Source organism: Bartonella sp. MM97QHHN (genome assembly GCF_042194285.1).
GTDB lineage: Bacteria > Pseudomonadota > Alphaproteobacteria > Rhizobiales > Rhizobiaceae > Bartonella.
In genome coordinates, this window is record NZ_JBHIMS010000071.1 from 22,125 (window position 1) to 46,513 (window position 24,389).

The 24,389-nt window shown below is 40.4% G+C and carries 17 protein-coding genes; 4 read left to right on the plus strand and 13 right to left on the minus strand.

Annotated features, from left to right (window positions below; all coding sequences use genetic code 11):
* Positions 1–281 precede the first annotated feature (281 nt).
* From ACFIJW_RS03525 to ACFIJW_RS03560, 8 genes are all read right to left on the minus strand, one after another.
* A complete protein-coding gene (locus ACFIJW_RS03525) occupies positions 282–1,745 on the minus strand; it encodes a hypothetical protein (protein ID WP_375633309.1) in 1,464 nt (487 codons plus the stop codon).
* 131 nt (positions 1,746–1,876) lie between these two features.
* A complete protein-coding gene (locus ACFIJW_RS03530) occupies positions 1,877–2,008 on the minus strand; it encodes a hypothetical protein (protein ID WP_375633310.1) in 132 nt (43 codons plus the stop codon).
* Positions 2,009–2,040: 32 nt separating this feature from the next.
* Positions 2,041–2,736, minus strand: a complete 696-nt coding sequence (locus ACFIJW_RS03535) for a hypothetical protein (protein ID WP_375633311.1) — start codon at positions 2,734–2,736, stop codon at positions 2,041–2,043.
* Positions 2,737–2,819: 83 nt separating this feature from the next.
* Complete coding sequence (locus tag ACFIJW_RS03540) at positions 2,820–3,938, minus strand: N4-gp56 family major capsid protein (protein WP_375633312.1); 1,119 nt, start codon at positions 3,936–3,938, stop codon at positions 2,820–2,822.
* 241 nt (positions 3,939–4,179) lie between these two features.
* Positions 4,180–4,953, minus strand: coding sequence for a hypothetical protein (locus ACFIJW_RS03545; RefSeq protein ID WP_375633313.1), 774 nt, complete (start codon positions 4,951–4,953; stop codon positions 4,180–4,182).
* A 281-nt stretch (positions 4,954–5,234) separates the two neighbouring features.
* A complete protein-coding gene (locus ACFIJW_RS03550) occupies positions 5,235–7,067 on the minus strand; it encodes a portal protein (protein WP_375633314.1) in 1,833 nt (610 codons plus the stop codon).
* Positions 7,067–8,428, minus strand: coding sequence for a PBSX family phage terminase large subunit (locus tag ACFIJW_RS03555; protein ID WP_375631846.1), 1,362 nt, complete (start codon positions 8,426–8,428; stop codon positions 7,067–7,069). Before ACFIJW_RS03555 ends, ACFIJW_RS03550 begins: the two co-directional genes overlap by 1 nt.
* A 652-nt stretch (positions 8,429–9,080) precedes the next feature.
* Positions 9,081–9,425, minus strand: coding sequence for a hypothetical protein (locus tag ACFIJW_RS03560; protein ID WP_375633375.1), 345 nt, complete (start codon positions 9,423–9,425; stop codon positions 9,081–9,083).
* Positions 9,426–10,216: 791 nt separating this feature from the next.
* Between ACFIJW_RS03560 and ACFIJW_RS03565 the strand changes: the two genes are divergently transcribed.
* Positions 10,217–10,585 carry a helix-turn-helix domain-containing protein gene (locus tag ACFIJW_RS03565; RefSeq protein WP_375633315.1) on the plus strand — a complete coding sequence of 123 codons (369 nt, stop codon included), beginning with the start codon at positions 10,217–10,219 and terminating at the stop codon, positions 10,583–10,585.
* Positions 10,586–11,811: 1,226 nt separating this feature from the next.
* Here the strand turns inward: ACFIJW_RS03565 and ACFIJW_RS03570 are convergent.
* Both ACFIJW_RS03570 and ACFIJW_RS03575 read right to left on the minus strand, forming a co-directional pair.
* Complete coding sequence (locus ACFIJW_RS03570) at positions 11,812–12,207, minus strand: hypothetical protein (RefSeq protein WP_375633316.1); 396 nt, start codon at positions 12,205–12,207, stop codon at positions 11,812–11,814.
* Between the two features lie 657 nt (positions 12,208–12,864).
* A complete protein-coding gene (locus tag ACFIJW_RS03575; RefSeq protein WP_375633317.1) occupies positions 12,865–14,100 on the minus strand; it encodes an MFS transporter in 1,236 nt (411 codons plus the stop codon).
* A gap of 1,198 nt (positions 14,101–15,298) precedes the next feature.
* Between ACFIJW_RS03575 and ACFIJW_RS03580 the strand changes: the two genes are divergently transcribed.
* On the plus strand, positions 15,299–15,670 hold the full coding sequence (locus ACFIJW_RS03580; RefSeq protein ID WP_375633318.1) for a helix-turn-helix domain-containing protein: 372 nt from the start codon (positions 15,299–15,301) through the stop codon (positions 15,668–15,670).
* A gap of 360 nt (positions 15,671–16,030) precedes the next feature.
* Here ACFIJW_RS03580 and ACFIJW_RS03585 read toward each other — a convergent pair whose 3' ends face one another.
* Both ACFIJW_RS03585 and clpB read right to left on the minus strand, forming a co-directional pair.
* Positions 16,031–17,158: a hypothetical protein gene (locus ACFIJW_RS03585; RefSeq protein ID WP_375633319.1), complete on the minus strand. Its 1,128-nt coding sequence runs from the start codon at positions 17,156–17,158 to the stop codon at positions 16,031–16,033.
* Between the two features lie 843 nt (positions 17,159–18,001).
* Positions 18,002–20,581 carry an ATP-dependent chaperone ClpB gene (gene clpB / locus ACFIJW_RS03590; protein ID WP_375633320.1) on the minus strand — a complete coding sequence of 860 codons (2,580 nt, stop codon included), beginning with the start codon at positions 20,579–20,581 and terminating at the stop codon, positions 18,002–18,004.
* A 458-nt stretch (positions 20,582–21,039) separates the two neighbouring features.
* Here clpB and ACFIJW_RS03595 point away from each other — a divergent pair, with 458 nt between their 5' ends.
* Positions 21,040–22,071 carry a DUF3472 domain-containing protein gene (locus ACFIJW_RS03595; RefSeq protein ID WP_375633321.1) on the plus strand — a complete coding sequence of 344 codons (1,032 nt, stop codon included), beginning with the start codon at positions 21,040–21,042 and terminating at the stop codon, positions 22,069–22,071.
* 209 nt (positions 22,072–22,280) lie between these two features.
* On the opposite strand, the gene ACFIJW_RS03600 is transcribed toward ACFIJW_RS03595, so the two are convergent.
* Positions 22,281–22,442 (minus strand): hypothetical protein, encoded by a 162-nt coding sequence (locus tag ACFIJW_RS03600; protein ID WP_375633322.1) that lies wholly within the window; start codon positions 22,440–22,442, stop codon positions 22,281–22,283.
* A 1,384-nt stretch (positions 22,443–23,826) separates the two neighbouring features.
* Between ACFIJW_RS03600 and ACFIJW_RS03605 the strand changes: the two genes are divergently transcribed.
* On the plus strand, positions 23,827–24,198 hold the full coding sequence (locus tag ACFIJW_RS03605) for a helix-turn-helix domain-containing protein (protein ID WP_375633376.1): 372 nt from the start codon (positions 23,827–23,829) through the stop codon (positions 24,196–24,198).
* Positions 24,199–24,389: the final 191 nt, after the last annotated feature.

The window sequence follows — 24,389 nt, forward strand, 5'->3', positions numbered from 1 at the left end:
CGCATTCCATGCCCCCGCACAATAAAAGAAAAAAAGCCCCATTATCCTTTTGTCACAACAAAGAGGGAACTTTTTTCTTTATAAAAATAAACCATGGTGCAGCCTATTTTCCTTTATCGCAGAAAAGCATGAAACATAACGCACCACCTTGTTCTTCATATTATAAAGACACAGCTTATCGCATTGTGCCTTTGTTTATAAAGGTTTGGGAAGCCTATGGGGCATTTGTTCTTTAATAATAGAGGTTTGAGCCTATCGCATGGTATTACAAAAGGGCATGCCTATCGCATGCCGGCCCGCGTCAATTCCACATCAAATCCAGTGACATGAGTCCAATTCACCCCTTCAGGAATACGCAATTTAAAGCGATAAAACCGTGCCCTTGCGCGACAATGAATTTGTCCAGTATTATAAGAAGGCTGTTTTTCTGGTAACCAAACAGTTTCCTCTTCAAGAGATTGTCGAAAGCGCATTCCCACAGACAAATAAAACTTTCCACTATTGACTTGAGGCATAATATTTTTCACCCGTGTTATCATGCCATTTGTCTGCCCCATTTCTTGTGATGTCACAACACAAGCCATAGGACACCCAGAAAACGAACCCAGTCTTCCCTGTTGATCAAATGCCCCCAGAATAGGCGATTCATTTTTCCAAGCTTTACTATCAAGAGAAAAGGATAAATCGTCAATATTCTTAGTCACAAAATCAAGACCTTCCAGGGTTGTTCCGGCTAAGAAAATAGGCAATACCATTTTGATATCGACGAGAGCTTTTGTCCATTTTTGCAACCCCCAATCATAAATGAGCAAGATACGTTTATGAAGATTCTCATCAGAATCAACCATCCAATAAACACGATTATACACCCCATCGATAGCAGCAGATAGAGTGTACAGATTATCCTTCCTTGATTTTGCGGTCATCGTTCGATCGACTTTTTCGAACCCAATGGGTATAATCTGTCCCTCATTTGTTATTTGATAAAACCCGCCCTCATCGGCAAAGAATGCTAAATCGCCTCTACAAACAATTGATTCAGCATTTTTTGCGCCTCGTTTATCGTGGATTTTTTGGAAACTAAAAATAATCTTAGAGCCAGGGATAAAAGAACCGGCATAGATTGCAGAACGCATAAAGATAATTGGATTTGTTGTCTCCGTTGCCCCTTGGACGAATCCGCCATCAGGAAAATCTTGATAATCACAACTTTTTTTCCCCACGGTCCAAAATTCAGCATCATTTAATCCAGACCAATGAACCCTTCTTGGATGCTCGGTTAATTTCATCAAACAAACGAAATCTCCCCAGATTCGAACAATCCCTGCCTGTGGTGGATTTCCTCCTAAATTTCTAAATGTTTTATCATGGTTAATATCAATCACTTGTGGTTTATCATTGGCATTCACCGCAATGATAAAATCACCAAACAAAGCAAAAGACCACGGAGCATCAACATTAGCCAGATAAGATTTTCCTTTTTGGCTAATATCTTTCCAGTTCATTGTTGTATTATCAAGTAAGTAGATTTTATCTCTTGTCCCGACAATAATAGAAACCCCATTTTTTGTTTTAACCGCAAGAGTGCCTAAGATTGGCTCCGGACAAGGCTCTGATAAAGGTTCAAAACTTGGCATAGGGATATAGGAGCCATCCGCCGGGAGCACATTAACAAGTTCATCGGTAAAAATTCCATTGATATCCGCCACATCGGGTCGATAATCAGCGATTGGGAAAAAAGCCATCAAGACCCCCATAAAATCTTTGAAGAGCCCAGTGCCATTCAAAACACCAAGGCTTATTGATAATAAAAACCACAAAAGCCCTTAAAACTCTAAAGGCATAAAATTCAACAAAACAAACAACCTAAAGTTGTTTAACACACCGAAAAAACGATACCATAAATAATAGCCACCCCAACGCCATCCACCAGCCCTTCACCATCAACACCCAACGCGCATCCAACCATAAGCGACAAACCAGCCACCAGTGCCAAACCAACCTTCAACGCCAGCCATAAACGATTTGGAAAAAAGTCTTTTAAAAACGCATTGGGCGAATCTTTGAAAAACCTTTTCGGCGCGATGTTTCAATGCGCAAAGCTTGAAGCTGTTCTTGAAAATCTCTGAAAGAAACGGCGGCATATTCAGGATCTTTAAGAATATTTTTATAAAGTTCATATTTTGCCCGTGCTTTAATAAGATCAAAAGCATAAATCAACCAAGGATTATCGTCTTCTCTCAACTGTTCATCAGCAAAATGAACAGGAGCATAAGAAAGCTGTACAGTTTCCACATGTTCTGGTGTTGGAAAGAGTCCTATTTTTTGATCAAGGTACGTATAAAAGAATGGCGTTCCTAGCGCAGGATGCATACCATATTGTTGATGCAACACTTCCAAGGGCTTAAAGAACAACTTTGTTGGTGTTGCATCCTTTGTTACTAAAAAGACGCCCTCCAAACTCTTTTCTGATTCAATAAAAACCCCCTCTTCTTGCCCATACCATGTTTTACCACTTTGTGTTTTAAACGTCCTTTCTCTTTTTTCATTAAAGAAAAAGGGTTCGCGTTCACACAAACGCAAAGCCGTAAAAATTGAATCTTGAATTTGCAGGGAATATTCCGCTGTTGTATCGTCAATTTCATCTTGAATAAGCGCGACCATATAAGCAAAAGTTTTAGAATGATCTGAATGTGTAAGGTTTAGATTTTGGGGATCAGTGGATAAAGTGGTCATAAGCCTGTCCTTGTTTCTGGAAGCATTTTAAATTTTTCCCCCAACAGATCCCTCTTGTTGGGGGAAGAGAGCAAAAATTCGCTTTAAGCGGGTGCTCCATAAGTTGGGATGACAATAGTGCCAAAATCCTGAGCCCCTTGCGTACTTCCTGGCAAGGTAAAGCAAGTTTTTTTCATACCAATAATGGTTTTTGCCGCGACCCCGAATTCTCTTTCATAGTCGAAGAGTTCTTCCACCAATTTATAGCGTGTTGCTCCTCGATCTTTACCAAAAGCAATCACAGCACTCTGCGCACCAAGCAGAACAGCACGACGCACATTTGGCACAGCTTTATTTACCGTCCCAGATTCAACCCCTTCGGTAATATGTTCAGCTTCGCGCAAAACCACACCATTATACATGCCCAACGATCCATCATAGAGCGGATTTTTGATACGACTTCCACTATAGATTGCCTTGGTAATGTCGAGCCATTGCCCCGCATCTGTATTGGTTCGCAATTGTGTCACTTGGGTTGGATGGAGATAAAGCACATAGACATTTTCCCCATCGAGCCGCACAGGTCTAATTTTAGGATTTGCCAATTTAGCCCGTTCAACTGCTTTATCAATCAAGCTGAGATCAAAAACATCGTCTTCTTTTAAGTCCTCATCTTTTGCTTTATCATTAGGACGTACCACGCGTTTATTGGTTGGTGCCGTTGGCGCATTAAACCCATAATGGACAGGTTTAAGAGTAATCGTACGTCCCTCAAAGTTAATTGTTTTTGCGGTATACCCGCAAACTTGAATGAAGAACATCATACTCAGACGATCTGCATACCAATCAACCAAACCATTTTTTGCCTCGGTGCGCAAATCATGAAGAATTCGTTGTTGATCAATCGTTCCCTCATTTTTGACACGCACAGCATGAACGAGTTCATTAATTGCCAAGCGATCATTGAGAAACTGTAAAACTTCTTCATTGCCTTCCAATGTCTGCCCTTCGCTCACCCCATCGCCTAGCAACTGCACACGCAAATTAAAGCTAATAGCATCCCCACTTGCTTTCGTAGTTTCATCTTTTAATTGTACGATACTGTTTGAATCATTTCCAATCAACGGTGCAATTGGAAGTGCTTTTGAGACTTCTTGGTTTAGTAATTTAGACCATGTGCGCACTGCCATTGGGTCATTAAGTCCGATATAAGTTACAGTCATTTTGTCCTCTAAAAGTTTTATTGACATAAAAAACCCGGCAAAGCGCCGGTTGTTAAAACACCACATTTCATTTCAAATGGTGAATAGGTTGTTCGTGAGTTTTATCTAATTTCTGTTAGCGTCTGCCTCCCCCTTATAAGAGCTCTCCTCTCCACATCCGTGTTTGAGAAATCCCCCCGCATTCTCCTGCGCCAAAAGCCGCTCCACGTTCCCGCAAAAAGCACCTGCCACATTCTTGTTTTTAAAATTCTCTCCCACCCATTAAACGATTAAAAGCAGCTTTATTTTTAGGTTCAGAAACCCAAGCGCTAAACTCTGCTTCTGACATTTTATCAAGCATATCCAAAGAAATCGGCCCATTTGGCGTCAAGCCGTTATAAGCAGCAAGAGTACGTGCAGAATTGTGTCTTTCCTGTAAATTTTCACCCATGTTATTGGGAAAATTTGTGTAGCCAATTTTTTGTGCAATAGAGTAAATCACTTCAGCCGGATTTTGATTTTTTTGCGCACAATCGCGCAAGATCTGCTTCAACTCATCACCAATCAACGCATCAATATTTTTGGGATCGGCCATCTCAGGATAGAGCGAAGCACAAGCTGCCAACTGTTTAGCCCGCGTTTCATAAATAAAATCAGCTGCTTGATCAAAATCATCATGCTTTTGTTTAACACTGGCAACAGACTGCTGAAAAAACGCATGCAACTGTTCTGCTTCCAAAGCAAGAGAAGGCTGTTGTTTTTCATGTACAAGCCCTTGTTTTTGGAGTGTTTTTCCCAACCATTGCATATAGCCCATAAAGTCTTTTTGTGGATCTGGTGGAGCATCTTCTCCCCCTTGAACCTCTTTTCCAGCCTTTTGCGAAGAGTCCTGTTGTTGATGCATTTGCCCTTGAAAATTATCTTCAAGAGTTTTTTCTTCTCTTCCAATTTCACCATCTTCTCCCTCTTGTGTTGAGACCAGAAAATCTTGTTTTAATTGGTTTTGTTCTGCCGGCGTTAAGTGTTCTTGATCCATGACATTAGCCTTCTCTTTTTTTTAACAATAAAATCAAATTTTTCAGATAAAACAGCCCATAAGCATTTATCCCCTCAATGCTTACCCTTCACTTAAGCTCCAGCATTCCCCCATGGCTCCCCCACCATGACAGCAAAACTCCTTCTCCACCCTGCTTTTCCCAACAGTCCTGCCCTACAAAACAGTTCTTTTGAGAAAAGGGAGCCCATGCACTACGAAAATCGATAAGCAATTTATGATATATGGCGTTTATCAGAAGTCACGCATGACAAAGTGTCCTATTATTGAGCCTTTAGTGTCTGCAACATCTGCATTATCTGGTCTGCCCCCACATTATCCCCCATCTGCGCTGAGGCATTTTGCTCTTCTTGAAAAGAGTTTTGCGCCTTTATCGCAATTTTATGAATAAGTGAAGCCGGTAAAGGCGAATAGCGTAAGAGATCGAGCATAATCTCAGGCGTTGCAAAATTTTGCATCAAAGGCAGCAATTGCATGATCAGTGCAAAAGTACGCTCTTTTTCATTAAGACTTGTTGGTGCATCATCCACGACAATATCATATTCCAAACTTGTCACCATTTCGCGTGTCAGCGGCACATACTGGGCATTTTCATCACCGGCAATACGCACCAACCGCCCATCGGACAGATAATTTTGAATAAGATAGAGAATAATTTTCCCCTGTCGTTGCCGATATCGACGCAACCCATCAAAAAAGGAAGCCAAAAGATTAAGTGACGATTGTCGCCGTTGTTGTTCAAGAATGCCAGGCTGATTGACAGCTCGCGTCCCAATAAATTCAGAAGACAACCCCGTCACCTGTTCGAGAGCGCTCTTTGCTTCATTAAACAATTGGAAAAACCCTTGCGGAAATTGCGCCACGGGTTTAGGCTGAATTCTTCCCCCAGACACAGCACCACTTTTCAACCAAGTAATACTATCGGCTCTAGCCCAACTCTCGAGGGCTTGGCGATCATCATCAAAAGCATCGCGTTCTGCCATAATTCCGCCTTTTGATTGGCTATTGAGCAAATGCATCACTTGACTAAAATATTTGTTTGCCCACCGTTGCGGATCTTTTGTTGGCTTAACAATTCCGTAAAATTGCCGGCTTAACTTATCAAAAGTACCGGTAATACACTCCCATCCCAATTGATTGGGTGGAACCAAGGGCTTATCAGGCGCTTCAAGCAGCTTTCTACCTAAAAATGCCCGTTTGACAATTTTTCTGTTCAACCTTGTTGCTTGGACATGCGGAAAGGTTTTGCTTAAATTTTGGAAATCCTGCTCTGAATAATCGACAAACTTTCCACTTAGAGGCTCGAGAACTTTATAAACCACCTCGCGTTCAAACCAGCGACATTCTACCAATGTCACCATTTTAGGACGTTGATAGCCGCTCCCCTCTTCTCCTTGATACCCCCTCTCGGACTGATAACTTTGTGTCATCCCATCGCTGGTTGAATGTAAAAAACTCTGATGTTTAACCCAATCAGCATTAAGATCGCTCCAATGAACATTGGGAAACATTTCCTGCGCCACAGCAAGGGGTTTTTCATCAATATACCATAAGCGTTGTGCATCAATAAGATTAGGCTTGACAGCACTTGCATCCCACACCATTTTCATCGGGTCTAAGCGTGCAATAATTGGTTTTCCTTGTGGATCTTCTTCATAATCAAGGCGTGTATCTGTCCACCCCATTCCGCAAATAATTGCATCTTGAAAAGCATCAGAATCTTCGTATTCCCCATCGGCTTCATCACGAAACCACTCAGCCGCCCCTGTCAGAATCTGGTTCGCAAAAGCTGCCCCTTCTTGTCGTGGAATAAATTGCACTTGCCTTTTATTATTGCGCTCAGCCCCAATCACGGCATTAATTAAAGGCGCAATACGGTTAAAAGTCATGACCGGTCTGTTTTGTTCGTGCAAGACAGCCAAGTCTTGCTCATTCCATTGCCGTCCATTATAAAAATCGTAATCTTCCTGGGCATTTTTTCGCCATTTTTCGACATGATCAATATCATCCTGATACCAACCCACGAGTTTTTTAAATAGTGCTTGATTTTCAAGCGTTTCGATTTGATTAAAAGAAGAATCTGTAGACATATTCATTAAAAAGCCATCCATGAAGTTTGAGAATGGTGAAACGAGCGATAAGGTTTTTTTCGCGCTTTAGCATTTGGCTGTTCATAAGCCACACACATCAGTCCAAAGGCATCGGCCCCATGGCTTGCCCAATCATGTTCAGCGCCTAGTCCGATATTGCGCTGTTCGTCGCGCTTTTCATGATACCAAGCAAGCGCTTTTCTGCCCGCACATGTTGTTTCACGATTAAACCATAGTGCAGGAAACAACCGCCTTACGGCTTCGATACGCATTTTCACAGCGCCAGTTCCTTGATTAGGAATTATTTTGGTTTGAAAACCGGCTTGTTGAAGGGCACTTTCAAAACTCACATTATAGACACGATCTTTTGTTGCGCCATCATGAGGCAAGACCATAAGAGCCTTTTCATATCCCCTTTGAAAGACCCAGCCCACATGCTCTGAGAGAGGTTGTCCTTGGGCTTCATAATAATCGAGCACTCGGATTTCCCGTCCAACGAATTGCGCCACCCACAATGCGGTAGCATCGGCCTTTGCTCCTGTTCCCCCGATATCCCAAAAGATTCTCACCTGCATCAAAGGATCACGTGGAACAGTGGTAATCCGCCCTTCCATTTCGGCTTCGAGAAGACATTTCTGATAATAAGCCCCTTGGACAGCTTGGAGATATTCGCCTTCCCAAATATGGTTATACTGCTCTGGTCTTTGCTGCAAATCGTCCATTCGATCACGATTAAGTTTTTCAGGAAATTGCGGATTATCACGCCAATTGATTTCCACCCCTTTGATATGAGGATTATCGACATTTCGGAAACGCTTTTCCACGGCTGCATTTTCATGGCACGGGTTCCATGTCACCCATAATTCTGCATTCCAATCTTTTCCTTCTTCGCGCAAAGTTGGAATAAGGGTTTGCCAAGCAGTTTCGGTCACGGGCTCGGCTTCATCGACCCAACAAAGGAAAACGCGCCCCATTGATTTAATACTTGCGATATTGCGATCAAGCCCAGCAAACACATAGACGATCCGTCCATCTTTTGACTTAATATATTTATCGCCGATTTCATAATAGTCTTGTAAAAAAGGATAAGATTCGATAGCGCGTTTAATTTCCTCCAAAGAACTTTCATTGAGAGAGTTTTGAAATTGCCGTGCACAAAGAATAATACCGCGTTCTCCAGCCATTCCATGGCGATATCCCACCACAGCAGACATCAAAGCAAAAGAACGTGTTTTTCCAGAACCGCGTCCTCCCCAAGCGGCTCGCACATCGGCATTTCCAGTAAAGACAGGAATAAGCTTTGGAATAAGAGCCACTTGAGCCGTTTTCTGCTCAATTTTTTGAGAAATTTTCTGAACAGTTGTCATTATAAATTTTCATACTTTAGCAATAATTGCGCTGCACCCTTTTGCTTATCCCAAGTTTAATGATCCCAGAGCAATTGAACGAAAAGAGCAATTGAACGAAAAACGCCCTTCTCAAAAGCAGCGCTTTATCTTTTCTTCATCCTAATATTCAATGAATTTCACTTTTTTGCATGAGGTCCCCTTGACCCCACCTATGCGCCCCAAGCCCCTAAGGCACAAAAGCCCCACCCCTTCAAACACCGCGCCTGTCATCCCCCAACCACAAGCACGGTATCCCCCCCAACCAAATCATAGCCTCAGCACATGGCTCTCAGGCATATCCAAAGCCCAACATCCTCCAAGATCATGCCTCTCAAGCATCACCAATCCTCACACTTTATCCCCCAAGATACCCCCACCAAAACACATGCATCCCGCAAGCATAACACTTCTCTCAAGTTTCATGCCCCCCACCCATCAAAACACTGTTCCATATCCACCACACAAATACCCTGCACCAAATTCCTTCCAGCACACGGTCCCTTACAGCATCATTCACCAAAGCCCCTTCCCAGTATCACGAGCGCCCACAAGCACGATAGCCTCCGCTTCAATCCCTTCAAGATAGGCAATCACCAAAGCAGCCCCCTTCCAAGATATCACCCACCCAAGCCTAACATTTTTCAATATCACAAGCCTCAGTTATCGAGGTATTATGCTTCTCCGGTCCGCTATTTTTTGCATTCACTGGTACAATCTCGATACGCGAAACTGTTTTAACCTGCCCTTCTCCAGCCTCCTGAAGAGGCAACACTTTTGCAAGAAGCGAAAAAAACGGTACGGGATTATTGAGAGCATGATACTGAAGATAAGACACCAGCCCATCTTCACCATAGTGATATCCAGCCTGCTCCGCCGCTGTCAAAAGAGCTTCATTAAATCGCTTTGTTGTTTTATTTAAAGTCCCTTTTTTCCGCCCTCTTCGACGTAAGGGAAGACAATGTTCATCTACCATCATCATGTTCCTTCCAACTAAAGAGAAACCAAAACCTCAAACACAAAAAATGACATAAAAATCAGCAACAAAATTTGACAAGCATTCAAAAATTAAAAAAATGGGACACACCCAAAAAGATAAGAGCCCACATAAAGCCCAAATCCTCCGCTTCATTTTACAGATTCACATTTTTACGCTTTTACATCATTACAGAAAAAAGCCAAATGAAACTCAAAAACCGCCATCCCCACGCCCCTCTGTAAACACGGGTCTGCAACAAGCTGATTTCTCGTCTATCAGATTTCCCTGCTGATTATTTCATATGGCTATCCCACACTTCAAAGAATGGTGTTTCATCAAACACGCCAGATAAGCTCTGATCTACAATTCGACTTCAAAAAGCAAATTTTCCTCTGCTGAATAAAGCTTCCACCCCGCACCGGTTTTAAACTATCATCCAACCTCTTCCCCAGTAAATTCCCCTACTAACATCAGATTACCACCCCCCCAAACATCCCTATTTTACAATATAACAGACTAGAAAATCTTTTAATTGTTCTTGCCAATCCCTTGAAATTACTTTATCACTCAAAGGATATATTGATCGTCCACGCAACGATCAATAAGGGATAGTAAAGCCCTAAGCTCTAGCGTAAGAATGAACCCACTTTGTGGGTGTCCCGGGATTCCGGGAGTTTTTGCTATGTCCAGGTGTGATAAGCACTAAAAGCAAAAATGCTGACTAGAGCTCAGTACTTTACTACTCCCGGAATACCAATGCGAGGGCGCTCGCAACCGGAGGGGGGCTTGAAGTGCAAACTAAAAATTCACATTTCAACGACATTTCAATAGGTAAAAAGATCCGTCATAGAAGAATTTCAATGGGACTTTCTCAAAAGGAATTAGGAAGCTATTTAGGTGTCAGTTTTCAACAAATCCAGAAATACGAAAAAGGATCTAATCGTGTAAGCGCGGGGTGTTTGCTCGAAATTGCTAAAAAACTAGAGGTTCCTATGAACTTTTTTTATGCGGACCTTTTAACAGCAGATATTCCCACAAAAGAACATGCCTTACACCACGATCAAGACACATACAGCGAAAAAGAATACGCACTTTTGAAAAACTTTAGAGAACTCGAAGCGAAAAAACAAAAAGCAATCTTGTGGTTAATTTCTGATTAGGCAAAAGCGCATCAATCGACATCCTTTGCCAATATTCCCCTCTGCCTAAAGCCTTGCCCGCCTGATATCACCACATCTCAAAAAACGGTTTACGACATCATAGGATAACAAACTTCAAAATAGGATAAAAACACCAAAACCTTGGAAAAACATCCCCACCCCTCTCACAGAATCTTATCAAAAGACTCTTCTGATTTAAACGCACAATTCCGATTTTATCATTATGATACCTTTTTACATTTACCTTGTCAAGTTTTTATATTTTTCTTTTGATATTTTTGTGTTTTTCTTTAAGGAAGCCACATCCCTCAAAACACCCTTCCCTGCAAAATTCCCCTCATACAAAACACAATGTCTAAAACAACAAGAGCTAAAATAGGATTTTTCCTAAATAGCCTTCCCCCTCTAAATGGGCTTCCCCCTAAATAGGCTTTCATTGTATTGCTCATTCACCCACTTATTAAAAAAAACACTTCTCAATGCTTCTCACACCCATTTCACGGATATCCCCATACAAATATAGATGCAACTATAATTGTTAAGCTCCGCATAGAATATAAACGCCCACCACGAGATTTTTCTCTTCACATCTCTTTACACATCAACTCTGCAATCTGTTCACAGCCATTCCCCACACACTCTTCTCCAGAAAACGCACTTCAACAACACTCTTCATCCCAACTTTCTCCTCCATTCACGAAGACACTTCCCCCAATCCTTCCCACCACATTCCATGCCATGATAAAAGCTCTCACAAAGCACAAATCCTCCGCTTCATTTTACAGATTCACATTTTTACGCTTTTACATCATTACAGAACGCAGCCAAAGGAAACTCCCAAACCACCACGCGATAATTTGATAAAAACAAAACACCTTTACAACAATCTCAAACAACAGATTTCTGTAAAGAGCTCATATGAATTTGATTGTTTAGATCTGACTATTAGATTGGCATATAGAGCCGTAGAACAGAAAGTAATTTTCTATAAGACAGAAACGATAAAAGCGCTATATAACTGAGACAGAACATGAAGAATTGCAAACAGATAAAACGACATCTTTCTTCGTTACAACACTGAAATTGTAAACGAGACGACGAATAACTATCGTCTGAATATGCAATTTCATATCTGCAAATTTTTATTGATTAATTCAATCCCAACACTTCCCCTGAAACACATTTCTTCATTATCTACTTCTTTGAGACAAACCGGCAAAGGGGTTTCATCTATTATAAGTACGGAAATAATAACGGGTTACTCCAACCTCATCATAAGAAACCATAGACATGATACCTGTCTTTATTGGCGTTATTTGATAAGTCAAGATTACACCATTTTGCTGTTTGTTTGGTTGATCTGTATAGATCACGTTATATCCATTCCGTCGCAAGAGATCAATAAATAGAGGAGTAAAGTTGTCTTCTGTTTTATTTTTTTTCACAATAAGTATTGTTGTAGCGGGCGGTAAAGGTTTTTTAAGATTACGAACAAAATCGTTAGCAATTAATTTTACATCATCTTTCGTAATATTTGGACTGACATAACTTGATGAATAATTACTGATAGATGCACAACCAGCCACCAATACAAGCGGTAACGGAAATAAATATTTTGACATCTTAACTCCCCTATTAATTGCATTCTCTCCTGAAAAGCTCCTACACCAGAAATAAGAGCCTCCTTTCAAAGAATAGCCTTAACAATATACTGCTTTACTATCAAGCATTAGTTAATCACTTTCTCGCTTGTTTAAAAAACGACCACCATCTCTCATAGTACTCAAAGCTTATGTTTAAGACACAAAATATATATGTTAAAAGTACGAAAAAACACATGTAAAGCATATAGTATATGTATACTTACTTTCATGGTGTGTTGCATTACATAAACCAACGCACAGCACCCTTCATTTCCCCTCCATTCACGAAGACACTTCCCCCCAATTCTCGCACCACATTCCACGCCCCCAAAAGCCCAAAGTGACCAAAAACACGCACAATATATAAACCACAAATCCCCCACTGCACTTTTACAGATTCACATTTTTACGCTTCTCCACATTTACAGAACGAAGCCAAGGAAAGGTTCACCGCCCCGTACCACTCTATAAACAACGGTCTGTAAAGAATTCAAATGCTTGCCTAGCAAGTTTCTACCACTGACCACTCATTCGTTTCAGATCACCCCCTTCAAAGAGCGGTGTTTTTACCTCATGAATAAGATAATGAGCGAACCGTCTTTAGAAAAAAGAAACGGCATGGAGATATCAAATATATCAATGGTCGTCATCGACTATCGTGTTAAGAGGTGTTAACTCTTTATTTTTCTTAATTTTTGCAACGCCAATAATTCCCGTGGAAATAATTAATGCGGACATAGCTAAAAAAGAGCTTAACAATCCCACGAGTGCCAAAAGTCCAGCAATAAAGCCAGACATTGCTTCGGCAGAGTTCGCTAAAGTTGAAAAGGTTCCAAAACTCTTACCAAAATCTTCACGACGAGAATATAATTGAATAGCTGAGACTAAACCAATATCCACAAAGGCACCAATAAATCCCAGAACAAATGCTAACACGAGAAGGAATTTTAAATAAAGTCCAGCAGCTAAAGGCATAACAAACAGGATAACCCCATAAAGAAGCCAAAATATCATGAGCTTCAACGATGTAATATTTAATATAATTTTACTATAGAACAAACCACCAACAATAGTTCCAACAGCCATGAGAGAAAAAATATAACTCACAAGGCTCTCCTCTCCCCCCACAAAAAGAACAAAAGCTGGAATTAAAAATCTTAAAATAGCACCCGTAAAGAGAATAGCAAACGACGATCCAACGAGCGTAATAAATAAATTATTATTTTCTGTAGAAATATATTTAAGATATGAAGCTGTTTCTCGATAAATTTTTATAAAATTGAATGATTTATTCTCGCTTGAATTTAAATTCATGAGATTAAATAACACGATAATAGATATAAAATAGGTAAAAAAATCAAAAATGAGTACTGCCGATTTATTTGCTAAAAAAAGCAGTATGGAACAAACCAAAGGGCCAATGACGGCTGCCGTTTCCATGATAATTTGAGCAATGCTATTGGCCTTTGTAAGATCTTTTATTGAAAACATTCTGGGAATAGCAGCTTGAAAACTTGGTTGGAAAATACTTCTTCCTATCGTTGTACATATTGCTGCAAAAATAAGAACAATGATATGTGCCGTACCTGTTATATAAGTTATAAAAACAAACAATGAAGCTAATAATCTAACAACTTCACTTAAGATCATATTTTTCTTCAAAGAAAAATTATCCGCTAACCAACCTCCTATAGGGCCAAAAAAGAGAAAAGGGATAAATCGAAAAAAATACACAAGACCTGTAAAAAAGGTGTTATCTGTTAATTCTAAGACCAGTAAAATAAAAACAACTTCATAAGCATAATCACCAACTTTGGAAATAAAGAGAGAGCAAAAAAGAGCTAATGGACTCTTTTTTAAAAACAAATTCATATCAACCATCCAATTTTAAACTTTGCTACACTTAAAGTTACACTTCCTTCGCTACAATTGGTGATATGAACTTCAGAAGAGTCTTTTATTCTAATAAATCGCTTAATAAATTAAGTGAAAATTTTTAAAGAAATACTCCTCTTGATATAAGCATTTACTCTAATATCAAGTAATATATTAATTTTTCTTGCTTATTTGCTTTAAAAAAGAAAGAATGTAAAAATTATGAGATCACAATCTTCCATATTATTACATTGACCTCCGCCCCACGTTTCAAAGAATGAAAATTCCCAACCAGCACTAGTCTACAATCCCACAATAAAAAGCAACTTTCCCCACAAAATAAAGCTTACACCCAACCACTTCTCAAACGACAGCACGTCATCAGGCTCAACACAAATCAAGCCCTATCTCCAAAACCGCCATCCTTCACGCATCTCTTTGCACCACCGCCTTACCCACACTCTCCTCCTATCCATGCGCACTCTCTTCATCCTCCATTCCCCCTTTTTTCTCCCGTCACACACTTAACAACTTAACACCCCTCTTCCCTCCAGCTTCCCCCTCCATTTATGAAAACACTTCCCCCCAATTCTCGCACCACATTCCACGCCCCCAAAAGCCCAAAGTGACCAAAAACACGCACAATATATAATCCACAAATCCCCCCACTTCACTTTTACAGATTCACATTTTTACGTTTTTACATCTTTACAGAACAAAGCCAACGAAAAGTTCACCACCCCGCACAGCTCTATAAACAATAGTCTATAAACGAATCCAGCTTTTTGCCTAGTACCCTTACAGTCTTCAGACCCGCCCCTCAAACGACAACACTTCATCAAGCTCAACAAATCAAGCCCTGCCCTCAAATATTCTAGCTCTTCACTCCCCCTAAAAGAGCAGTGTTTTACGGCATAATAGAATAGAAAATTTTTGATTTTTCTTGCCAATCTTCTGAAATTACTTTATCACTTAAAGTGTGATTTTGATCGTCCACGCAACGATCAATAGGGAGTTGAAGACCCGAAACCTAAACATAAATTTATCCCGCTTTGCGGGTATCCCGGGATTCCGGGAGTTTTTGCTATGTCCAAGTGCTTCTCAGCACTAAAAGCAAAAAGCTGATTTAGGTTCAGTATTTTCAACCTCCCGGAATACCAATGCGAGGGCGCTCGCAGCCGGAGGGGGACTTGAAGTGCCAACTAAAAATCCACATTTTATCGATATTTTGATAGGCAAAAGAATTCGCCACAGACGCATTTCCATGGGGCTTTCCCAAAAAGAATTAGGAAGCCATTTAGGTGTCAGTTTCCAACAAATCCAAAAATACGAAAAAGGCTTAAACCGTGTAAGTGCCAAATGTTTACTAGAAATCGCTCAAAAACTAGAAGTTCCTATGAACTTTTTTTATGCAGACATTGCCACAAAAGAAGATCTTTCAACAAAAGAAACCCTCTTACACCACAATCAAGAAACCTATAGCGAAAAAGAACACACCCTTTTGAAAAATTTTAGAGAACTCCAGCCGAAAAAACAAAAAGCAATCTTGTGGCTAATTTCTGATTAAGCAAAAGCGCACTAATCAACATTATTCCATTCATATCCCCCTTAAGTCAAATTCAAACNAAAAAACTTTAGAGAACTCAAATCAAAAAAACAAAAAGCAATCTTGTGGTTAATTTCTGATTAAGCAAAAGCGCAACGATCAACGTTATTCCATTCATATTCCCTTTAAGTCAAATTCAAACCAGCTTCCCCTCAAACAACAGCACTTCATCAGTCTCAAAAAATCAAGCCCTGCCCTCAAATATTGCAGCTCTTCACTCCCCTTCAAAGAGCGGTGTTTTATGGCAGATAGGATAATCAGCTGCATTTTTGTTGTCACTTATAATTTTCCAATGACTTTTGAATGCCTCAATCAATTTTTTTATAGCACTTTTACTCTTTTTAAAGCTTCTTTCTCTGCTTCTTCTTTTAACTTCATGCCATTGGCGCTTTCGTACCTTTTTATTGTTTTTTCAATCTGATCATCAGTCCCTGCTTTAAAGACAATCATTGTTTCAAACGGACGAAATAATGACGATTGCGAAATATGAAACAAGATATTCGTACGCAAATTGCTTGGATCAAAATCGCTATACCCTTTTCTTTTTAAGTCATGGATAGATATCGCTTTTTTTGACATAGCAAGACCAATAACATCGCTATTTTTCTCACCAAAATCTAGTACTTTTAAAAGGTTATTTTTAGCGTCACAAACTGTCGACATATTCATGACTTCGTTAAGAACTTGATCATTTATGTCAAATTGAGCATCTATGCCAAAAATGAATATAAGATCACGCAAAGAACAAGCTTTTTGAAAATAACAAGCATTGTACAAACGTGAGTGAATCCCAAGACAGTTGACTGCTCCTCGAATGATTTTTATAGCGAGCTCATATGATTTTTCATCTAAACAAAAATCACGAATGTCTGGAATGTAGATTTCTTGTGTTTCTTGTAACGGTGCAACTTCACTGTTTAATGCACGATCAATAAGCTTTTCTAACCAATTGTAACTCTCACTATTATCCTGCTCTCGGACAGACGATCTGATCTCTTCTAAAAGATTGTCCAGCCCATACTCTTCTCTAAAAGCACGCTCTCTTCGATCACACGTCATCGTAAATGTATAGTAATCTTCTCGTTTGTCCGGTATAGATGATGCGTCAATTTTTGGATCATTCACTTTAAATGGATCAACGCTTTCTCCACTTTTAACAGATATCGAATGCTCACCTCTAATAGTATCAAAAACTCTCGCCCCTTGCTCCTCCCTAAAAGAAATGCCTTGTTCAAGAAACATCTTTAATGGATTGGAATCATCCGGTGTTAACGATATACGCTGTATTAAAGAGTCCAAAATTTCCTGTTGAAGCTTATCATCACTTATTAACGAATCTTTCCTATCCTCGTAGAAATCCTTTAAGCTTTCTGGAGTATGCCGATTATAACTCTTAACATCCTCTGCAAACCAGCTGTTAATTATTTCCTTGTTTGTGGCTAATTTCATAAGATTATGCCCCCGCTTAAATTTCAAATGATCCTTTTTATCAATAAATTCCAATACAGTTTTTATTAAAATCCTTGAAAAAAGCTCATTATCTTTTTATTTTACTTAATATTTACCATACTATAGTTTATTGGTAAATAAGTAAAGTAAAATCAATTAAGATATAGATATTTTTAATATACACCTTCCACTTAAACTTGCTTTTATAACAACGAATAGCGGAAATTTTAACCAAAACAAGTTAGAGGTCTTGTTTTTCAAGTCTTTATCTTGATTAAAAAAAACTGCAAAGGAGCAAACTTGATTGTGCAGATAATCATGCTCCATCATCTATTAGCCACCAACATAGAGTTGTGATCAATCAAACAGTTTTAAAAAACTTTTAGCAAAATTTTAAAGCAGAAAAACGCACGTCACCGAAAAAATGAGAGAGCAGTGCATTTTACGCATCCTCCACCTTTTGCTTAAACAGCAAAACTCCAATCCATCGTCAAAATATCTTCGTCTAAAATCCCCCATCCCCCTTCAAAGAGCAATGTTTTACGGCGGATAAACGGCATTTCTCTTTAACGCTTTTACGCACAAAGCAATAAAGCAATCCCGCTTGTGACTTCACTTATAACATTGCAAGAAAATAGTTTTCATGACAAACAGAAGTAAAAGAATCCTACGATATTCGAAAACGCTGATTTAACATGCAAAAACACCAGCCACTCCCTTTGCTTTGCAATAAAATACCGCTTGTCTCATCGTGAATTTTTCTAAATCAGCACGGTTCAAAGAGCGGTGTTTTATCGCATAATAGGATTATCACCGCCCTTTATACCATGAATTTTTCCAAACTTAATCTTCAGGCAAAAATTCCAACCGATCTCCTTGTTTTGTAATTTTCACCGTTGTCTCATCGTGAATTTTTCCAAATAAGATATTTTCCGCCAGTGGATCTTGAATTTCTTTTTGGATAATCCGTTTAAGCGGACGCGCACCATAGAGCGGATCATAGCCTTTATCGGCAAGAAATTTTCTCACCTCTGGCTCGATTTGCAAAGTTATTTTGCGTTCATTGAGCAAATTTTGCAAATGTTCTATCTGAATATCGACGATCGCTTCCATATCGTGACGTTGCAGCCTTTGAAAGAGAATAATCTCATCAATACGGTTTAAAAATTCAGGACGGAAAGCCGCTTTAACGACATTCATAACATCATTTTTTGCCTGATCGGTTGTTTGCCCTTCAGGCAAAACAGTTAAAAACTCAGCACCAAGATTAGAAGTCATAATCAGCAAGGTATTGCGAAAATCAACGGTACGCCCTTGACTATCGGTCAAGCGTCCCTCATCCAACACTTGCAACAAGAGATTAAAAATATCAGGGTGTGCTTTTTCAATTTCGTCAAACAGAATGACCTGGTAAGGTCTTCTACGTACAGCCTCGGTCAGCACCCCACCCTCTTCATATCCAACATATCCAGGAGGTGCCCCAATCAGCCGCGCCCCAGCATGTTTTTCCATATATTCCGACATATCGATGCGCAACATGGCATTGGAGTCTTGGAAAAGAAAAGCGGCAAGAGCTTTGGTTAATTCGGTTTTCCCCACACCAGTAGGACCCAAAAACATGAAAGAGCCAAGGGGACGATTGGGATCTTGCAACCCTGCACGCGCACGACGTACAGCACGAGAAACAGCTTGCACAGCCTCTCCCTGCCCAATCACACGTTTGCTAATTTCATCTTCCATCCGCAACAGCGCCTCCCGTTCTGCCTCCAGCATTCGATCAACAGGAATACCGGTCCAGCGCGAAACAATCCGCGCCACATGTTCAGCAGTAACCGTCTCTTCAACGAGATGATTTTGTTGGTCATCATTTTCCGCAATACTCAATTGTTTTTCGAGTTCAGGGATAACGCTATAAGCGAGCTCTCCAGCGCGTTGGAATTGTCCATCACGCTGTGCAATAGCCAAAGCATTACGGGCTTCTTCGAGTTGTTTTTTCAAATCAGCAGCATGCCCTAATTTTTGTTTCTCAGCCTGCCAAGCACTTGTCATCTCAGCGGACTGTTGTTCCAATGTTTTCAGTTCCTCCTGCACATTTTTCAAACGTTCTTTTGCTGTTGGCTCGACATCTGTTTTCAAAGCTTCCCGTTCGATCTTCAACTGTAAAATACGCCGATCAACAGCATCGAGTTCTTCTGGCTTTGAATCGACCTGCATGCGCAACCGCGCCGCCGCTTCATCAATAAGATCAATAGCTTTATCCGGCAAGAAGCGATCCGTAATATAGCGGTTAGACAAACGCGCCGCCGCAATCAAAGCACTATCAGCCAAGCGCACTTTGTGATGTTGTTCATATTTTTCCTTAATACCGCGCAAAATAGAAATAGTATCTTCCAAAGAGGGTTCAGGTACAAAGACAGGTTGGAAGCGGCGTGCAAGAGCAGCATCTTTTTCGACATATTTTCGATATTCATCGAGCGTAGTAGCGCCCACACAATGGAGTTCTCCGCGTGCAAGAGCAGGTTTTAACAAGTTAGAAGCATCCATAGGACCATCAGATTTTCCAGCGCCAACAAGATTGTGCAATTCATCAATAAAGAGGATAATTTGTCCATTTTCAGCTTGCACCTCTGCCAGCACCGCTTTAAGGCGCTCTTCGAATTCCCCACGATACTTTGCACCAGCGATAAGCGCTCCCATATCCAGCGCATGAAGCTGTTTATCCCGCAAAGTTTCAGGTACATCGCCATTAACAATGCGCAATGCCAACCCTTCCACAATAGCTGTTTTCCCCACCCCAGGCTCACCAATCAACACGGGATTATTTTTGGTCCGCCGTGAAAGCACCTGAATAGTGCGGCGGATTTCCTCTTCCCGCCCAATCACAGGGTCGAGTTTTCCTTCACGGGCATCTTTTGTGAGATCCCGGGCATATTTTTGCAAGGCATCATATTGTCCTTCAGCATGGGGGCTTGTTGCTGTTTTTCCTTTCCGCAGCGCATTAATTGCCCGATTAAGCGCTTGCGGGGTCAATCCTCCACTTGTTAAAATATCGGCTGTTTTTGCGGTCTTTTCCATGATCAGCGCTTGCAACATGCGCTCCACGGTCACAAACTGATCACCGGCTTTTTTCGCAATATCCTCAGCCAGCGCGAAAACTTTTGCCAATGGCTGCGAAAGATAGAGCTGTCCATTTCCTCCCTGCACTTTAGGCAAAGCATCAAGTGCTTCTTTTAGCGCCTTTTGAATAAGAGTAAGATCACCACCAGCGTTTTGGATAAGCGATGCAGCCAATCCTTGAGAATCGTCTAACAACACTTTCAGGAAATGCTCCGGCAAAAACTGCTGATGATCAGAAGCAAGAGCGCTATTTTGTGCTGATTGTAAAAAACCCTGCACGCGTTCGCTATATTTTTCCAAGTTCATTTTTTTTCCTTAAATCTCAAGCCATCACCACACTTTAACCTCTCCAATATTCCACAAAAGAAACATCCAGAAAGGATTATCCAGCCTCTAAAAAACACCGCGAAAAAAGCAGCAAGAAGAAGAACCATAGTGCTAAAAAGAATATGGGTTTCTACAAGCCTCATAGCAAGAGGGAGAAAAAAAATACGCTATCATTTTAAATAAAAACCGCAACTTTTCTCATACCCCCCCATCATCACTCCCCCTTTTAAACCATCACCCCTAAATTCCACCATTAAACTTAAATTTGAACAGCAGAAAAGGAGCATGCAAAAACACTTTAAACAAAGTAGTCTTTACAGCATATAGTTTAGAGTAAACATTAAAGTATTTTCTCTAATTTTACTTAACAAAACATTGAATATGTGCTTTAATACTTATAAAGTTACACTATTTTTATTAAGATAGAGGATTTTAGTATGTACCATACTGTAAAAAAGGTTATTTTAATACTTTTATTCCTTCTGATAAGTAAACCAAGCTATGCCATTTTTGCCGGCAAAGTTATTACAATAGAGCATGAATGGCTTAAAAATGCATCATTTGATCTATTTGTGTTCACCCAGCAAGTAAATTACGATGGTGGGCCTAACTCCATCTATTTCTGGGGAAATAAATTTGAATTCCAAAATGGAAAAAGTGGACAAATTGGTTTTTTCAACAGGAGCGGCCGTACCATTCATTTTTCTATCTGGAATGCAACGGGATGGAAGGGTAATACATGCAAGCATTTTACTCAGGAAGGTTCAGGAGTACGATGTGAAATTAACTTTCCATGGGAGATGGGACGCAGATATCGATTATATGTTGAAAAAAATGGAAATCTAGTTACAGCGACAGTAGTCGATTTTATAACGGGTAAAAAAGTGAATATTGGGACCATAGAAGTACCAAATACATTTGGCAAACTCCGTAAATCTTCAAGTTTTGTTGAAGACCATTCTCGTTGGAAGAGACATCTTTCCTCTTGTTATGATTTAAGTCCGCAAAGTTCGATTTTTTTTGAGCCTCAAGGCATAAAACAAAACAAGCTACACGAAGGGAGTCTGAAAGCTTCTAATCAAGGAAAGTGTCGAGATTCTGACCTCATCCAAACATCATGTACATCCAACTTTTGCATGACAAGTATAAGCGACTTTGGAGGTTTAGCCTCGCCTACTACTAAACCAGAAATACAAATTTCCAATGAGAAAGATCTGTCTGCAGAAACAATTTCTAACGTTTTGAAACAAAAAGAGCTTGTCGTTATTCGTTCAAAAAATCGTTCTTGGGCACCCAATATCTTTTTGCCATCTCCTGATTCATTTAAGTGGAAATCAATCTTTATAGATCATCTAGCGGCTTTCAGTTCTACGCTTCACACCACTCACGGCACACAAAAGATAACCACAGGTCAAAAGATTATGTATATGTCTGATGGAAAAACTTGGAAGATTATGAAAAGAAACTAGCTTTTTTCTTCTTGATAAGCCCCTCACTCCCCTTTGAAAACAACTGGGGGTGAGAAAGTTTTTTTTCATTTCCCCACCACGGCTCCCTTTCCCAGTTATTTTTTCGAGCCCTGCTCTCATCCCTTTAACTTCCCTCGTCACCAGACTTTCCAGGGCATTTTCTCCATTCTCACCCCCTTTCAAAACCACAACACCCTTTAATAAAATCCTCACCTCCCTCTTCTATCACCCTCACACCATCCCTTCACGCATCCCTTTGCACTACCCCCCCGCCTCTTATCCACACCCTCCCCTTGTCCATAGGCACTCTCTCCATTCCACGCCCCCCTTTTCTCTCCCATCACACATTTACGACTTACAGCACTCTTCATTCCAGCTTCCCTCCTCGATTAACAAGCTCTCGTTCTCCCCCCATTTATCTCACCCCATCCATGCAAAAACCCAACGTGACCCCAAAACACGCACAATGCATAAATCCATAAATCCTCCTCTTCACTTTTACAGATTCACATTTTTACGCTTTTACACATTCACAGAAAACAGCCAACGAAAGATTCACCACCCCACACCGCTCGATAAACACTGGTCCGTAAACAATCCAGCTTCTTATCTAGGGAAGGACTACTGATCACTTCATATAATTATCACCACCCCTCAAAAGACGCGCTTTATCAGACAAGACAAATAAGCCCTTCCTCCAAATATTCTCCACATACTCTTCTCCAGAAAACGCACTTAACACCCCTTTTCATCCCAGCTTTCCCCTCTCCACTCACAAATGCATTCCCCCATTTATCTCACCACATTCCACGCCAAATAAAAGTATACACAAAGCACAAATCCCCCGCATCATTTTACGGATATACGTTTTAACGCTTTTACGTTATTACAGAAGTCAGCCAAATAAAATTTCCACATCACCACCCCGCACCGCTCTGTAAACACTGTTCTGAAAACGAACCCAGCTTTTTGCCTAGTCCCCTTACAGTCTTCAGACTACCCTCCTCAAACGACAGCACTTCATCAGGCTCAACAAATCAAAGCCCTATCATGAATATTCAAGCTCTTCACTCCCCCTTCAAATAGCGCCGTTTTACGGTATAACAGAATAGAAAATTTTTCATTTTTCTTGCCAATCTCCTGAAATTACTTTATCACTTAAAGTGTAATTTTGGTCGTCTACGCAGCGATCAAGAGGGAAGACAAGCCCTAAACCCTAGCGTACAATTGAGCCTACTTTTGTGGGTATCCCGGGATTCCGGGAGTTTTTGCTATGTCCAAGTGCTTTAAGCACTAAAAGCAAAAAGCTGACTAGGGTTCAGTACTTGTTACTCCCGGAATACCAATGCGAGGGCGCTCGCAACCGGAGGGGGGCTTGAAGTGCAAACCAAAAATCCATATTTTATCGACATTCTGATAGGTAAAAGCGCGATTTATAATCCATATTTCGCACTTTTTAAAAAGTACCCAATCTTATAGTCTTTGAGATTATTTTCATTTTTCTTGCCAATCTTCTGAAATTACTTTATCACTTAAAGTGTAATTTTGGTCGTCTACGCAGCGATCAAGAGGGATTCAAAAACCCTAAGCTCTAGCGTAAAATGAGCCCACTTTTGTGGGTATCCCGGGATTCCGGGAGTTTTTGCTATGTCCAGGTGCGTTTCCGCACTAAAAGCAAAAAAACTGACTAGAGCTCAGTATTTTGACTCCCGGAATACCAATGCGAGGGCGCTCGCAACCGGAGGGGGGCTTGAAGTGCCAACTAAAAATCCACATTTTATCGACATTTTGATAGGCAAAAGAATTCGTCAAAGAAGAATTGCCATGAGCCTTTCCCAAAAAGAATTAGGAAGCTATTTAGGTGTCAGTTTTCAACAAATCCAAAAATACGAAAAAGGCTTCAATCGTGTAAGCGTAGGGTATTTACTCAAAATCGCTCAAAAACTAGAAGTTCCCGTAAACTTTTTTTATGCAGATATTGCTACAAAAGAAGATCTTCCCACAAAAGAAACTCTCTTACACCACGACCAATACACCTATAGCGAAAAAGAACACACCCTTTTAAAAAATTTTAGAGACCTCCAGCCGAAAAAACAAAAAGCAATCTTGTGGTTGATTTCTGATTAAGCAAAAGCACAACAATCAACATTATTCGTTAATCCCTCTAAAATATAAGCTTCAGATCACGCCCCCTCAAAGGAGAGTGCTTCAAAAGGCGCTACAAACAAGCCCACCCCTAAAATATTCAACACACACGCGCCCATACCTAGATACGGAAATTGATATGCCTGATATCAACCTCAAAAAGCATTTTTTCA